The following is a 15537-nucleotide window of genomic DNA, read 5'->3' as shown; positions in this document are numbered from 1 at the left end:
ACCGACATCTAGTGTTTTTAGCTTGCCTAAGGCTAGTGGTTCATATCACTCGCATGAATGCTTTAATGTGCGCGAGTTAATTCAAGAATAGCGGTGGATAGACAGCGAAAAAGGGAAAGTTAGGTGACCGCTATACTTGAGCTTGAATTTGATACTTACGTTGCGCGGTAGTTAGATCATTGTAGAGCGTGGCATGTGGCAAATCAGGTGATTCCTTGCTTGCTAGTTTGCGTCGGTCATGACCAGAAAGATTTTGATAAACCTCTTCGGGTAAGTCGCCCGTATCTTCAGGCATGAAGGCAAGCGCTTCAGGCTTTAAGTAATGGCTGAGCTTGGCGCTGGCAAGGCTGGCTTGATGAAAATGATTAGATTGTTGAGCTGAAATTTCATACGACGACTGGTTTGAACGCAGTTGTTGAGGTTCTGCTACGCCGAATTGTTTACGGAGGCGATCTTCATTGGTCTCTGTGATTTCAATGGTGTCAATCGGCGTGCAATCACGAACATCATTAGAAAACATAGATAACAGCAACGCGAAATCTGCACGGCGACCTTGCTCAACCGCTTGGCTGATCCCGATGCCGAACTTCAGTTCGTTGATGATTCCTGCTTTGTCTAAAGTATGTATTTGCATGTCGCCTCTCATTGGATACACCTTTAACGGCATGGAGTCGGCAAACTTTAGTGTTTAATTACAGGCAAATAACGAATTTCTGCAGGGCGGGGTAGAGTGCTAGGAGTTGGTCGAGAAGTAAGCTCTCTTGGCTAACTGGCTAACTGGCTAATAGGCTAATAGGTTAACAAAGGTCTAGATTTTGTGGAATACGACAGATACAAAAAAGCTCACGCCGAAGCATGAGCTTTCAATAGATAACTCGCTATAAATAGCGCAGCGTAAGTAATAATTACTTAGCTAGGTTCTCTTCTACGAAAGACCAGTTTACTAGGTTCCAGAATGCAGCCATGTAGTCAGGGCGAACATTGCGGAAATCGATGTAGTAAGCGTGTTCCCATAGGTCAACAGTTAGAAGTGGAGTAACACCTTCTTCTGTTAGAGGAGTAGCAGCGTTAGAAGTGTTAACGATGTCTAGAGAACCGTCAGCTTTCTTAACTAACCAAGTCCAAGAAGAACCGAAGTTGTTGATTGCTGAATCAGTGAATTTCGCTTTGAATTCTTCGAAAGAACCGAATGCAGCGTTGATAGCTTCTGCAACAGCGCCAGTTGGTTCGCCGCCTGCTTTAGGAGCAAGACAGTGCCAGTAGAACGTGTGGTTCCAGATTTGAGCAGCGTTATTGAAAACACCACCAGTAGAAGTCTTAACGATCTCTTCTAGTGTTTTGCCTTCAAACTCAGTACCAGGGATAAGGCCGTTTAGCTTAACAACGTAAGTGTTGTGGTGCTTACCGTGGTGGAAATCTAGCGTTTCTGCTGAGATGTGTGGTTCTAGTGCGTCTTTCGCGTAAGGAAGAGCCGGTAGTTCAAATGCCATTGCTCAATTCTCCATTGATATGAAAGAGTTAACTCTTTCGATTGCTTCCAGTGATATTATTATTCATGGCTCGCTATACTGCCAACCATGGTCAATTTGCTGACTTGCGATATAGTTTAGCAAGTTTTTACTTTATTAAAAGCTTATTTCATCACTTTTGTGTGAATTGTTAGCTTAGCTTGTTAACCGCTTTTTTTATATGGTTTTTATTCTTTTGGTTTGGGGTAGAATAAAGGCAATAAAAGCCGTAATCCATTAACGAGGAAGCAATGGAAACTATCGATAAAATCAAACAGCAAATTGAAGAAAACACTATTCTACTGTACATGAAAGGTTCTCCTAAGCTACCTAGCTGTGGTTTCTCTTCTCAAGCGTCTCAAGCTCTAATGGCATGTGGCGAAAAATTTGCTTACGTAGATATCCTACAAAACCCTGATATCCGTGCAGAGCTTCCTGCTTACGCACAATGGCCAACTTTCCCACAACTTTGGGTTGAAGGTGAGCTAATCGGTGGTTGTGACATTATTCTTGAGATGTTCCAAAAAGGCGAACTTCAGCCAATCATCAAAGAAGCAGCGGCTAAAGTTGCTGGCGATGACGCTGAATAAGTTCTAGCCTTTGCGCTGAATAGTTAAAATGAGGGGCCTTAATTAGGCTCCTTTTTTGTTTGAATTGATCGAATCATTGACTCGATAAGGAATGAACAATGAACGTAAAACTTCATTATGTGCATGATCCAATGTGCAGCTGGTGTTGGGGTTACAAGCCAACACTTGAGTTATTGAAACAACAATTGCCTGCGAGCATTGAGTTTAACTATGTAGTGGGTGGTTTGGCCCCGGATTCTGATGAGCCAATGTCAGAAGAGATGAAAGGCAAGCTGCAAGCGATTTGGAAGCAAATCGAAGCTAAACTAGGGACTGAGTTTAACCATGAATTTTGGACTGAGTGCCAACCTGTTCGTAGTACTTACCCTGCATGCCGTGCTGTGATTGCCGCTGGTTTTCAAGACCACTACGAAGCGATGCTTGAAGCGATTCAACATGCTTATTATCTTCGTGCGATGTTGCCACATAGCCAAGAAACGCATCTGCAGTTGGCTGAAGAGCTAGGTATGAATGTTCAACAGTTTGAAAATGACCTTTCTAGCAAGTTATTGGAAAGTGAGTTAGATGACCAGTTAGGCTTTAAAGATGCGATGGGAGTATTCTCTTATCCGACTTTAATGCTTGAAGTGAACGGCATCTTTAGTGAAGTTGAATTGGATTACCATTCAACGGAAGCAACGCTTAAGTCTATTCGCGAAATTCTAGTGAGTAATGCTCCCGCTGCGTAATTCAGCGAGAGTTGTCTGTATTGGCGCAATGACTTCTAAGGCTTACTCATAAGAGTAAGCCTTTTCTTTTGTCTGACGTAGTTGGTTTATTTCCTCAGTAAATCGTTCAAATGTGGAATTCACTTCCTCGATTGACGCTTCAATTTTTGATTCGACTTGCTCTAAGTCCGTGTCTTCGGTTACCAGGTCGTTTGCTCGTGCCTCAATGATTGCGAGCGGAGAAGCAATCCTGTCACATGCGACCATTTTCGCTGCGCCTTTAAGTCGGTGCGCTGTGGTTTTTAGTTCCTTGTATTCCTTGCTCGCCCAATATGTTTTTATCCGTTCATTATCTTCAATAAAGCTTGCGGCAAACTCATCGAGTAAGGTCATTACGACATCGTGATCTTCAAATAGCTCGTAGAGCGCGGCGTAGTCGATAACTTGATTGTTAGTAAGATTGAATGAGTCTTGAGGGCTAGCAGGAGTAACCTCTTGGCTAGGCTCTGATGGGTTACTGATCTCCACTTCCGCAAAGCTCTGTTCAATATCTTGGAACAGCATCGAAAATTCATTGGCTTCTTGATCCGCAGGTAAAGAGTCTGACGAAGAGCTTGTGTCCTGACTGTGTGAATCTGGTTTTTCTGAATCAGAAATATCGTATTCAGGTGTTGGAACGGAATCGTTTATTGCGGGCAACCACTTCTCAATGGTCAGCTTCATTTGCTTAATGGACACAGGCTTAACTAAGAAGTCATCCATGCCGTGAGCATAACAGTTAGCATCCTCACCTTGTACGGCATTTGCTGTTAATGCGACGATTGGCAGTCTTTGAGTCTCTTGGTTAAGTTCCTCTTTGCGTTGTTCTATTTGGCGAATGCTTGATGCAAGTGTGTATCCGTCCATTTCGGGCATGTGGCAATCGGTTAGCAATAGCCCATAGCGTTTATCTTTCAAGGCATTCAGAGCCAGCACTCCGTTATCAACTATGTCGGCATGGACGCCAATATTTTCAAGTTGCTTAGCGATGACTTGCTGGTTGATAGGGTGATCTTCCGCGACCAGAATCAGCCTACCATTGTTCTCAGCTTGTTCGCGAGTCTCTTCAGCGATAGGCGCTTTAGCTTCGCTATCCACTGGTGAGATTAGATTGTCGTGACTGACGGGTTTCGTTAGAACATGCACAAGGTTATCGGGTAGCAGCGGATTGACCGACAAGCACCAAGAGTTGCCTAAAGGCTCAGGCGAGAGCATTGGATTTTGGTTGATCACCGTGAAGCGTGTTGAGCTTGTATGTTGTTGAATCCAGGCATCGGTAATCGCCAGTTGCTGCCATACAGACATCGCAACAAAGATGTGTTTTGGCTGATGTTTGACGACCATCTCTTTGAGCAGGTGCTTTTGATTAATATGCAGAACCTTTGGTTCAAGGCCGAAGTGTTTCAGATATCGGCACAGCTCTTCTTGTTGCAGAACGTAACCAACCACATACACCTCGTGAGAGTGATTGCCCACACCTAGTTCAATAGTATTTTCAACATCCGAAGTGCAGAGTAAAGTTTGTGGCAGAGCCAAAGCGTTGTTGACTGCCTGTTCAGGAGTACAAGTTGGGAGAGTAACGGTAACCGTAAAGTGGCTGCCTTTTCCTTCTTCACTCGACAACTCTATGGTGCCATTCATCTGTTCAATCAACTTCAAAGCGATAGACAGCCCAAGCCCTGTGCCCCCAAAACGGCGGCTGGTGGTTTTGTCGGCTTGTTCAAAAGGCTGGAATAAACTTTGTTGTCTGTCTTTCGGGATACCAATACCTGTATCTGAGACAGTGAGGCTAATTTTCTGCTGATGTTCGTTCTGTTCAATCACATCAACATGTAACGATATTGTCCCATGCTCGGTGAACTTAATCGCATTATTGAGGAAGTTATTCAGGATCTGGTGGAGTCGTATGTCGTCTGCAAACAACCACTGAGCGAGGTTTGGGTCTTGCCAATAGTGGAAGGCCAAGCCTTTTTGTTGTGCATGAATGGATTGCGGTTGTACGATGCGCGCTAATACTTTGCCTAATTCAATCTCGGTAGGGTTAAGTTCTAGTTTTCCCGCTTCAATCTTGGAGTAATCGAGTACGTCATTAACGATGTGCAGTAAGTTACGAGCAGACTGATTCAATCCACCGTGTAAGTTCAGCAACTCTTCACTCAGCTGATGTTCCTGCATTAACTCTAATAGCCCTAAGATCCCACTGATTGGGGTGCGAACCTCATGACTGATAGTTGCTAGGAACTGAGACTTAGCGGCGGTGGCACTTTCTGCTTTCTGGCGAGCGTTGTCTAAAGCCTGTTGCTGTTTTTTCAGCAGGGTGATGTCTGTTATCACCGTGTTCCACTCAATGGCTTGGCCGCTCGATACTTGGCTATTAAATTTCACCCATTTCGCTTCACCAGACGCTAGTTGTACTTGTTGTTCGCTTTCCCAATGCCCAGATTCAATAGCTTCGAGCATACTGGTTTCAAATTGGGGCAAGTCCTCGTCTGAGATAAGATCAAACAGGTGTTGAGGGTGCTCTTTTACGCTATCCACGGATAAGCCGAACATATCGGTTACACCGGCACTGACGAAGCTAAACTGGATATTCAAAGGCTGCCCGAGGTTTGTTTGAATATGTTTAAGCACAACCCCATCAATGTTGTCGGCCAGGGTTTGTAAATGGGCTTCCGCTGCTTTGGCCCGTTGTTCTGCGACTTTTCGCTGCTCGATTTCCGCTGCCATCTTGCGATTCCAGAATACGATCACGAAGATGACTATAAAGATCCCAAGCCCGATGATCACCGACCATTTAGCCACTTCACGTGGCGACAAGCCTTCTTGGTATTCATAGGTCAGCCATTTATTTTCCAAGCGCTCAAGTTCATTGGCAGGCAATGCGCTAATGGCTTTGTTGATAATGCTCAGTAGCATGGGATGGCGGAAGTTGACCGCGAGAGCTAAAGGAGCGCTGTTTTGCTCATTAATGGTGCCAGTGATTTTAAATTGCCCAACATAGTCTTGATGCAATAAAGGTGCAGCATGATGAAGTGAAGCGAGCGCGAAACTGATCTCGTCTTTCTGTAATGCTTGGAAAGCGCTCACGTGATTGATGTAAGGGACGGCTTGGCAAGTCAGGCAGAGAGAAGGTAGAACTGTTGTGCCTCCAGAATCTTCAATCATACCAATCGCTTCGGTGCCACTTGGCGCAAAGTTGCCTAACCGATCAGATCGACTCAATAACACCCATGGTTCAAAACTGTAGGCTTGAGTGAAGTCCATGTATCGCGTTTTATCTGTGGTTGGCGTGATGTTGGTTAGCACCATTGTCTCACCATTATTGAACGCGACCTCGGCTGCTTCTGGGGTTAGGTAAGTGGTACTTTCAAATGACACGCCGAGCACATTACTTATTAGATTTAAGACGTCAGCAGATAAGCCGGAGTGTTGCTGTTGCTCATTGGTAAAGTCGTAAGGATACCAATTGGAGTGTGTGCCTACAGGGATGGAAGGGTTTTTATCAAGCCAGTTCTTTTCGTCTTGGGTTAAGTTCAATGTTCCATAGTCCAGCAACATCGAGTGTTGAGATGGGGCAAGCCATTGATTGTAAATCGACTGCAGCGAACCTTGCTTGATGTCCTCTAAAGCAAAGTTGATTCGGCTGAGTAGTTTATGTTTTCCTTTTTTGACGGCGAAGTGCAAGTGGTCAGCTGGCAGATCAGGAAGGACTGATAGTGTGAGTGAGTCTTTAGGCTGTTCACGTAGCAGCGCAGAAAGGGCAAGCGCATCCCCAATGTAAGCGTCGACACGATTATCTTCAATCGCCGTGAAGGCCGCTTGCGTGCTGTCTAATGTTGTAATTCGACTATCAGGAAGCAGGCTAGGAAGAAGATCATTGAGCGCAAACCCTTTCTCTAGCGCTAAGTTTGCGGTTGCCAGTTCACTCAAGTCGTTTATTTTCAGGTTTTGAGTAATGACCGCTCGTCGAATCGAGAACATGGGTTCACTAAAGGTCATGTATTCTTGGCGCTCTTTGGTCGAAGAGACACCGACCAACAAATCTAATTCACCCTTTTCAAATGCACTAAGTACGCCGCTAAATGTTGGGTACAGCTCAATCTGATATTTGAAGCCTGCGTTTGCCGATACCTCATCCAACATGCTGATAAGTAGCCCTTCTGAAACTCTGTTCCCAGAGGGAGTTTGATGTTGATAGCTATAAGGAACCATGTTGTAAGAAGGCAGGCCGACACGTAATACAACTTGGTTATTCGACGAGTTTTCTAAAGGTTTGCTTTCAGCAAGGATCTGCAGTGGCCACATGAATACCGTAAGGCAACTCAATAGAAAGGCGACACACCCCGTTTTCGTTTTTGTAGCATTGTTCTGCATAAAGACATCCTGTCGTTTACGTATTCATTTGGGTTTGACTGTGTGCTCAACTAACGGCGGCCAAAGGCTTTTTGGTTAGTGTGGGTAATGCAAAATTGTCTGCTTGCTGTAATGCCATACGCTGCAAAAGGGCGAGGCTGGTTTGGTCTGCTTTTAGGTGGATCTCAATTTGGCGCTTAATTTGCTCGAGCTTGTCTTGTAGGCCCAAGGTTTGATAACACAATGCCAACAAGAAGAAGGCTTCGACATCATTGTCTGAGAACTCATTCATTGAGATGCTCTCAATACGCTCTTTCGCAACCTCTTGCTGATCAAGTTGAATGAGCTGCAAGGTACGGCAAAGCTTCAATAGTGGTTTACTAAGCGCATTCGATTTTTCGGAGTGAGAGAGCCTTTGCCAAGCGGCTTCTGGCTTCCAGTTTACTAACTCTTTTTGAGAGAGGGCTAAACTGTCTACCCACAAGATAAGTGCTCGCTTACCTGCTGAGTCCCAAATCGAATGCGGGACTAATTGGGCTAGCGATTTGAGGTACAGAGTCGCTTGTTCGACATTGTTATCGAGCAATTGAAGCCAAACCATGGTGTTGGTCAGTTCGATGTTGCTGCCATTGACGGTGAGCACTTGCTCAATGAGCGTGTTGGCTGACTCGAAGTCACTGGTATTTAAGCAGATTTTAACCTTAAGCTGTTGTAGCTTGATATTGCGAGGGTTGTCTTCAATCAGGCCATCTATTTGACTGAGGGCGTCGTGATAATGCTGTTTGGCGATATGGATTTCAACGAGCTTGATCTTTGCAGGCTGGTAATCATGAAGCTGCAGCAGCCCATTCAACATGGCTTGTGCTTCATCGAGGTGTTGGTTTTTTATCAGAATATTCGCCATATAGATAATGGCATCTTTCAATGTTGATGGGTCAGGTGCTTGTCCAAAGAGTGGCTTTACCGCGTTGAGTCCGTTCTTGAGATAGGCCTGTTCTAATGTTGAAAAGTATTGCTGTCGAGAGAGTGCAGAGGTGACTCTTTTTATTATGTCATCTGCGCGTATTGGCTTAATCAAGTAACCATCAGGCTCGAAGTTAGCATAACCAAAGAAGATGTCTTGGCTGTCATTACCAGTGACGATAAAGACAATCGTTTGTGGCTTGATCAATTCTTTTTGCTGCAAAAACTCAAGCAGTTGTAAGCCATTACTTCCTGAGCCTAAATCGTGGTCAATCAATAAGATATCGAACCGATGTGTGCGGCAAGCCCCAATCGCATTTTGTGCATTGGAAGCACTAATTACATTGTTATTTGGTACGCCTAACTTGATAAGCAGTGCGCGTGTTGCACTTTGAATCACACTGCTGTCATCAATGATGAGATAGCGCGAACGGGCGAGTATATCCATATAGTAGCCTTCTGACGTATTGAGTCTTGCCACTTTATTACACCAATCGTAGTAAACAACTAATCATCCTAGCTGGTTAAAACGCTCGATAACTGCGTTAGAATTTTTGATTGTAGAATAACTACTTACCAAAAAATCTGCCTTGTTCTCGAACCTTTTTCCTGCGCTATTTCTGATCATTTACTTATTGTGATTGGTATTCTCTATGAATTAGCGGCTTATTTATTAAACACTTAAGTGTAGAAGTGAATTTAACGAATAGCCATGAGTTGCATATCAATGCGAACGGGATAATGTATAGAAAGTGATGTTGGTTCAGAAGGTTAGCGTGTTTCTAAAGTTAGATATAAAGGACGGAAAGAGGCTAAATACAAAAAAGACCGCACGAGGCGGTCTTTATAAAAGTGAGCGTAGGACTGTTTAACTACAGAACCATGGCTGCAATCCAACCGAATACGATCAGTGGGATGTTGTAGTGCAAGAACGTCGGTACTACGGTTTCCCATACGTGCTCATGTTGACCATCAGCATTTAGACCAGACGTTGGACCTAATGTTGAGTCAGAAGCCGGAGAACCTGCATCACCAAGTGCTGCTGCTGTACCTACTAGAGCGATCGTTGCCATTGGTGAGAAACCAAATGCTGCTGCTAGTGGAACGTAGATAGTTGCAAGGATTGGAATCGTAGAGAACGAAGAACCAATGCCCATTGTTACCAGTAGACCAACCACTAGCATAAGTAGCGCTGCTAGTGGTTTATTGTCACCGATGCTAGTTGAAAGAGCTTCAACCAGAGATTCAACGCCACCCGTTTGCTTCATAACTGCCGCGAAACCTGCCGCTGCAATCATGATGAAACCGATCATTGCCATCATATGAACGCCCTTGGTGAAAACATCTTGTGTCTCTTTCCAAGCAATGACGCCACCGAAGGTAAATACCATGAAGCCCGCTAGAGCACCGATGATCATAGAACCCGTCGACAGTTGAACTGTTAGCGCTGCTACGATACCAGCCGCTGCAACTAGGATGTGCTTCTTGTTGATCTCTTTCACTTCTGTTGAAACAACAGTGTGAGAGGTTTCTTTGTATTGGCGAGGCTTACGGTAAGTAAAGAATACTGCGGTAAGAAGGCCGAAGATCATGCCTGCTGCTGGTAACAACATTGCCATAGGTACTTGGCTCGCTACAACGTTTTCAAGACCATTGTCGTGAAGGTTTTTAAGCAGGATGTTGTTTAGGAAGATGCCGCCAAAACCAATCGGTAACACCATGTAAGGCGTAATCAGACCAAAAGTAAGCACACACGCAACTAGACGACGGTCTAGGTTCATTTTTGCGAATACGCCTAGTAGAGGTGGGATTAAGATTGGGATGAAGGCGATATGTACAGGAATCACGTTTTGTGAAGACATGGTCACTAAGATCAACGACGCAAGGATGCCGTATTTAAGACCAGTCGATGCTGCACTGTTCTCTTTGCCATGAATGCGTTTGATAACACTTTGAGCAAGGAGATCCGTTATACCAGAACGTGAGATAGCAACAGCGAATGTACCAAGCATAGCGTAGCTAAGTGCGATAGTTGCACCGCCACCTAATCCACTTTCGAAAGCCGCGACTGCGTCGTTCAAGCCCATACCAGAGGCTACGCCACCGATAATTGCGCTGAACGTGAGAGCAACGACTACGTTTACGCGCATCAAAGCTAAAACAAGCATGATGCAAACTGAAATTACAACAGGATTCATATTATTCTCGGGATGTTGTGTTTTTTATGAAGGCAATACGAGTGAACGTTTACCGACTCTATTTTTTATTCTTCGTCAACAAGAGGCCAACCACCAAGGGCTTTCCATTTGTTTACAATGCCGCAAAATAACTCTGTGGTTTTTTGCGTATCATACAAAGCAGAGTGTGCTTCTTTGTTGTCAAATTCCATCCCTGCAGTGCGGCAAGCTTTAGCCAAAACGGTTTGACCGTAGGCAAGACCACTAAGAGCTGCAGTGTCAAAAGTAGCAAATGGATGGAAAGGGACGCGTTTAAGCTTACAGCGCTCACTTGCCGCATTAACGAAGTTCAAATCGAATGTAGCGTTGTGAGCAACCATGATTGCGCGACTGCAATCTGAAGCTTTTTGTTCTTTTCTCACTAGCTTGTAGATTTCTTTAAGGGCTTCTTGTTCCGACACAGCACCACGTAATGGGCTAAATGGGTCTTTAATTCCGTTAAAGTCTAATGCTGCCTGCTCTATATTTGCGCCTTCAAAAGGCTCAATGTGAAAATGAAGCGTTGATGCAGGGTGCAGATCTCCGTTCTCATCCATTTTTAACGTAATGGCACAGATTTCTAATAATGCATCGGTTTCAGCGTTAAACCCTGCGGTTTCCACGTCGATGACCACTGGAAAATAGCCACGAAAGCGTTTTTTTAGGGTCAGAGCTTCGTTTTCTACAGTCATGTTAGCCCAAATAAGTGTGATTAAGGCTGCATTATTGCAGATAATAGCAGTGATAAAAACTAGGGAAGGGCAATAAATCATAAATTACCTAATCCATTGCGGCTTGATAATTGCATATTTAAACGTGAGAGAAAAATGCGGCAATTGGCTGCATTGTTAAACGAATTGCTTAAGAGATACTCCACTTTATGAAGAAACAACTCATAACAGGTTCAATGCTATTTTCGCTACTTATGTCGTCACCAGTAATGGCACAAGAAAAGCGTTACGGAGCATCTCCTCAACAGTCAACGTGGGAGATGGTGGCCAACACGCCACTCGAATGCCGCTTGGTTCACCCTATCCCAAATTTTGGTGATGCTGAGTTCTCATCTCGCGCGAGTAAGAAAATCATTTTGGACTTTGAGCTTAAAATGCGTCGCCCGATGGGTGCTACGCGTAATGTCAGCTTGATTTCGATGCCGCCACCTTGGCGTCCGGGTGAAAGTGCTGATCGCATGACAACCATTAAGTTCTTCCAACAATTTGATGGCTACGTTGGCGGTCAAACGGCGTGGGGAATCTTGAGTGAGTTGGAGAAAGGGCGCTACCCGACATTCAGTTACCAAGAGTGGCAGAGCCGCGACCAGCGAATCGAAGTGTCGCTGTCGTCGGTGTTATTCCAAGAAAAATACAATGTGTTCAGTGACTGTGTTGCTAACCTGCTGCCTTACAGCTTTGAAGATATCTCTTTCACTATTTTGCACTATGACCGTAACAGTGATCAGCTGAACAAGTCGTCGCGCAAAAGGCTGAGCCAGATCGCCGATTACGTTCGCTATAACCAAGACATCGATCTTGTGCTGGTGGCAACGTACACCGATTCTGTCGACAGCAAAGGTATTAGCCAAAACCTTTCAGAGCGCAGAGCGGAATCGTTAAGAGAGTACTTCAAATCTTTAGGCTTGCCAGAAGATCGTATCCAAGTTCAGGGCTATGGTAAACGTCGCCCGATTGCAGACAACAATTCGCCAATTGGTAAAGACAAGAACCGACGCGTTGTTATCTCTTTAGGTCGTACGCAGGTTTAAGCAGAATAATTGCTTGTTTTGAAATCAGATAGCCCGTCGTAATGACGGGCTTTTTTGTCTTTAAAATTTGGAGCCATTGTCTAAACGCAACTCGTTTAGTTCAAGCGGAAACGAGCGATCATTTCACAGTTGGTCGCGGTATCGATCTTTTCTACCATAGAAGCAATTTTAGGATTGGGATGGCGTTTCATGAAATCGATCAGCGCTTTCTTACAGCAACCAATAGAATCGATAAAGCTGGAACATTGAGTGTTTGGGCACTGCGGGATCAGTGTCAGCACTTTTTCTGAAGCCAATTGAAGATACTTGAGCTCGTATTCGGTATCACCAGCCCATCGCCAGAATTGCGCGAGATTGTGGCAAGAGATCACAGAGATCAGTAGGCGTTCGTCAGCCTGAATATCGGTACGCTCAGTGATTTCTTCGCTCAAGTTCAATGCTTGCTGATAGTGGAGAATACTTCGTACAGGATCGTCGAGCTGCAATGCAGTATCGGCAAGTAACGTGTGTTTTTCCCATTCGCTAATCATTGTATTACCTCACTAATCAATAGGTTTTTAATTTAAATGATAATCATTACCATGTAAAGTTTCATTGGTGAGATTGTTAATAATAATTGGTGAAGGGTATTGTTCGTGCGTGGAAACATAAAAAAGAAGCGAGCACAGTGCTCACTTCTTTTTTTCATTTCATCAGGCGTTCAAGCCCAAATTCGCAAAGAGGTTGAGGAATTAACCTTCTAGACCGGCACTTGCTTGTTTGTTCTGAATAAGCTCAATCATGTAACCGTCAGGATCTTTAACGAATGCGATGTGAGTAGAGCCGCCTTTAACCGGGCCAGCTTCACGTGTCACATTACCGCCTGCTGCTTTAATCGCATCACACGTTGTGTAGATGTCATCAACACCGATAGCAACGTGACCAAAAGCTGAGCCAAGGTCATATTCAGTCGTGCCCCAGTTGTAAGTCAGCTCAATCACAGCACCTTGAGATTCGTCACCAAAGCCAACGAAAGCCAGTGTGTATTCGTACTCTTTGTTTTCGTTCTTACGTAATAGCTGCATGCCCATTACATTGGTGTAGAACTCGATAGACTTGTCTAGATCACCGACGCGTAGCATGGTGTGTAAAATACGACCGTTTGACATGATTTGCTCCTAGCTTTAACTATGTTTACGTTTTTGTAATTCTGTTTTCTGCCGCGAGAAAAACACGGCGATATTTAGCTTCTTAGCTTCTTAGCTTCTTAGCTTCTTTCGCTTAGAGCTAGTCTAGACGTCTGTCTTCTCTTTGAACTCACAGAGGTCTTCAATGATACAGCTGCCACAGCGTGGTTTACGTGCGACACAGGTGTAACGTCCATGAAGAATGAGCCAATGGTGGACATCCAGTTTGAATTCTTTTGGAATGACTTTGAGCAGCTTAGCTTCAACATCGTCGACCGTTTTGCCCATTGCTAACTTAGTGCGGTTTGATACACGGTAGATGTGAGTATCAACGGCAATGGTTGGCCAACCGAAAGCGGTATTTAACACTACGTTTGCTGTTTTACGACCAACGCCTGGAAGGGCTTCTAATGCAGCGCGATTTTCCGGTACTTCACCATTGTGCAGGTCAAGCAGCATACGACACGTCTTGATCGTGTTTTCTGCTTTTGAATTAAATAGGCCGATTGTCTTGATGTACTCTTTTAAGCCATCAACACCTAGGTCGAAAATGGCTTGTGGAGTATTAGCGACTGGGTAAAGCTTATCCGTGGCTTTGTTGACACTGACATCGGTGGCCTGTGCTGATAAAAGTACCGCGATCAGCAACTCGAAAGGGCTGTTCCAGTTAAGCTCAGTCTCTGGCTTTGGATTGTTTTCTCTTAAACGCTCAAGTATTTCTACTCGTTTTACATTGTTCATAGCGACATTACTTTCAAATAGTTAGGGCATGAAGCTTGGATTGCTTCTTCTTTATCATCGGTTACGTGCTCTTATGAGCGTCATTATTATATATAATGTTTAGATCTGATTTCCCCCGCTGAGTGATTGAGCTAGCTCAGCGGGGTTTAAGCTAATTTAACTTATTAGGCATTGGTAACGCGAGCGCGTTCAATGACTGGTTTCTCTTGTTTTGGTTGTCTAGATTTTGCTTGGTTATCGATGATGTTTTTCAAAGCAATTAAGAAACCAACACCAATAAAGGCACCCGGTGGAAGCAGGGCTAACAAGAAGCTGTTATCAAATTGGAATATCTGGATTCGTAACACAGAAGCCCAGTCACCAAGCAGCAGGTCTGCGCCATCAAATAGGGTCCCGTTACCAATAATCTCACGCATCGCACCTAACACGACCAATACTGATGTCATGCCTAGACCCATCCAAAAACCATCTTGAGCCGCTGGTAGCACTTCATTTTTTGAAGCGAAGGCCTCTGCACGACCGATGATTATACAGTTGGTTACGATCAGCGGGATAAATATACCCAAAGATAGGTAAAGCCCATAGGCGTATGCGTTCATCAGTAGTTGAACACACGTTACTAGCGATGCAATGATCATTACGAATACTGGGATACGCACTTCTTTTGGTACATGGTTACGAACCAAAGAAACAGAAACGTTTGAGCCGACCAGTACAAGTAAGGTAGCAATGCCGAGCCCAAGCGCGTTAGTGACTGTTGACGATACAGCCAGCAGTGGACATAACCCAAGAAGTTGCACTAGGGCGGGGTTATTGGCCCACATGCCATTTTTGATCAGTGTTTTATGGTCACTCATTATTCACCACCACAATTTAGAGGTTGAGCAAGCAATGCTTGGTTGTTTTGGTTAACGTACTGAACCGCTTGTTTGACAGATTTCACGACCGCTCTAGGAGTAATGGTCGCGCCAGTAAACTGGTCAAAGTCACCACCGTCTTTACGAACCTTCCAACGGTCAAGATTAGAATCTGTTACTTGTTTGCCTGCAAACGAAAGAATCCAATCACTTACACGCAAATCAATCTTATCACCCAAACCTGGCGTTTCTTGGTGAGAAAGCACACGAGTACCTAAAATAGTACCGTCGATCTTCATTCCAACAATGACTTTAATCGCGCCATTGTAGCCGTCTGGTGCAATCGCTTCGATCGCAATCGCGCTTGGCTCACCGTTAAGTTTAGCGATGTAAGCTGGCATCGCTTGCTCAGTACCAAGCTCTTCTGCTTGTACTAAAGTACAAGACGAAAACAGTTCGTTGTCGTGAAGATCGTGCGGGATCACTTGGTTAAGAACAGACAGTAACTGAGCCTGTTCTTGCTGTTTGATCTGATCTTTTGTTAGGTAGTGGGTTACCGCCACTAAACCTGTCGATGCACACGCAAAAATCGCGAGTACAAGGCCGTTTTTCTTAATTGCATTTAGCATGGCATC

General features: G+C 44.5%; 14 protein-coding genes. 3 read left to right on the top strand and 11 right to left on the bottom strand.

Annotation, left to right across the window (positions count from 1 at the left end):
• Positions 1–130: 130 nt before the first annotated feature.
• Entirely contained in the window at positions 131–634 is a 504-nt protein-coding gene (locus OC193_RS10970; protein WP_261377961.1) for a VC2046/SO_2500 family protein, read from the bottom strand.
• Between the two features lie 271 nt (positions 635–905).
• Positions 906–1490 carry a superoxide dismutase [Fe] gene (gene sodB / locus OC193_RS10965; protein WP_004734050.1) on the bottom strand — a complete coding sequence of 195 codons (585 nt, stop codon included), beginning with the start codon at positions 1488–1490 and terminating at the stop codon, positions 906–908.
• A gap of 269 nt (positions 1491–1759) precedes the next feature.
• Between sodB and OC193_RS10960 the strand changes: the two genes are divergently transcribed.
• On the top strand, positions 1760–2098 hold the full coding sequence (locus OC193_RS10960) for a Grx4 family monothiol glutaredoxin (RefSeq protein ID WP_004741702.1): 339 nt from the start codon (positions 1760–1762) through the stop codon (positions 2096–2098).
• A gap of 98 nt (positions 2099–2196) precedes the next feature.
• Positions 2197–2826, top strand: coding sequence for a DsbA family protein (locus tag OC193_RS10955; protein WP_048662056.1), 630 nt, complete (start codon positions 2197–2199; stop codon positions 2824–2826).
• 42 nt (positions 2827–2868) lie between these two features.
• Here the strand turns inward: OC193_RS10955 and OC193_RS10950 are convergent, their stop codons facing one another.
• The 4 genes from OC193_RS10950 to rnt form a co-directional block, all read right to left on the bottom strand.
• Complete coding sequence (locus tag OC193_RS10950) at positions 2869–7218, bottom strand: transporter substrate-binding domain-containing protein (RefSeq protein ID WP_048662057.1); 4350 nt, start codon at positions 7216–7218, stop codon at positions 2869–2871.
• Between the two features lie 46 nt (positions 7219–7264).
• Positions 7265–8608, bottom strand: a complete 1344-nt coding sequence (locus OC193_RS10945; protein ID WP_230682703.1) for a response regulator — start codon at positions 8606–8608, stop codon at positions 7265–7267.
• A 424-nt stretch (positions 8609–9032) separates the two neighbouring features.
• Complete coding sequence (locus tag OC193_RS10940) at positions 9033–10358, bottom strand: Na+/H+ antiporter family protein (RefSeq protein WP_048659751.1); 1326 nt, start codon at positions 10356–10358, stop codon at positions 9033–9035.
• Positions 10359–10423: 65 nt separating this feature from the next.
• On the bottom strand, positions 10424–11068 hold the full coding sequence (rnt, locus tag OC193_RS10935; protein ID WP_017061178.1) for a ribonuclease T: 645 nt from the start codon (positions 11066–11068) through the stop codon (positions 10424–10426).
• A 188-nt stretch (positions 11069–11256) separates the two neighbouring features.
• On the opposite strand from rnt, the gene motY reads away from it, so the two are divergent.
• Positions 11257–12138 carry a flagellar protein MotY gene (motY, locus tag OC193_RS10930; RefSeq protein WP_004734048.1) on the top strand — a complete coding sequence of 294 codons (882 nt, stop codon included), beginning with the start codon at positions 11257–11259 and terminating at the stop codon, positions 12136–12138.
• Between the two features lie 95 nt (positions 12139–12233).
• On the opposite strand, the gene OC193_RS10925 is transcribed toward motY, so the two are convergent.
• The 5 genes from OC193_RS10925 to rsxG all read right to left on the bottom strand — a co-directional run bounded on the left by OC193_RS10925 (position 12234) and on the right by rsxG (position 15531).
• Positions 12234–12668 carry a DUF2753 domain-containing protein gene (locus OC193_RS10925; protein ID WP_004734047.1) on the bottom strand — a complete coding sequence of 145 codons (435 nt, stop codon included), beginning with the start codon at positions 12666–12668 and terminating at the stop codon, positions 12234–12236.
• A 201-nt stretch (positions 12669–12869) separates the two neighbouring features.
• On the bottom strand, positions 12870–13286 hold the full coding sequence (gene gloA, locus OC193_RS10920; protein WP_004734046.1) for a lactoylglutathione lyase: 417 nt from the start codon (positions 13284–13286) through the stop codon (positions 12870–12872).
• Positions 13287–13409: 123 nt separating this feature from the next.
• Positions 13410–14045, bottom strand: coding sequence for an endonuclease III (nth, locus tag OC193_RS10915; protein WP_048662059.1), 636 nt, complete (start codon positions 14043–14045; stop codon positions 13410–13412).
• Between the two features lie 164 nt (positions 14046–14209).
• The gene (locus tag OC193_RS10910; RefSeq protein WP_012603531.1) at positions 14210–14902 is read right to left on the bottom strand and encodes an electron transport complex subunit E; all 693 of its coding nucleotides are present in this window, start codon (positions 14900–14902) and stop codon (positions 14210–14212) included.
• Positions 14902–15531: an electron transport complex subunit RsxG gene (gene rsxG / locus OC193_RS10905; RefSeq protein ID WP_048662060.1), complete on the bottom strand. Its 630-nt coding sequence runs from the start codon at positions 15529–15531 to the stop codon at positions 14902–14904. Before rsxG ends, OC193_RS10910 begins: the two co-directional genes overlap by 1 nt.
• Positions 15532–15537: the final 6 nt, after the last annotated feature.

The organism is Vibrio crassostreae, assembly GCF_024347415.1.
In the GTDB taxonomy this organism is placed as follows: Bacteria; Pseudomonadota; Gammaproteobacteria; order Enterobacterales; family Vibrionaceae; genus Vibrio; species Vibrio crassostreae.
This window is presented reverse-complemented; position numbering and strand designations above follow the sequence as displayed.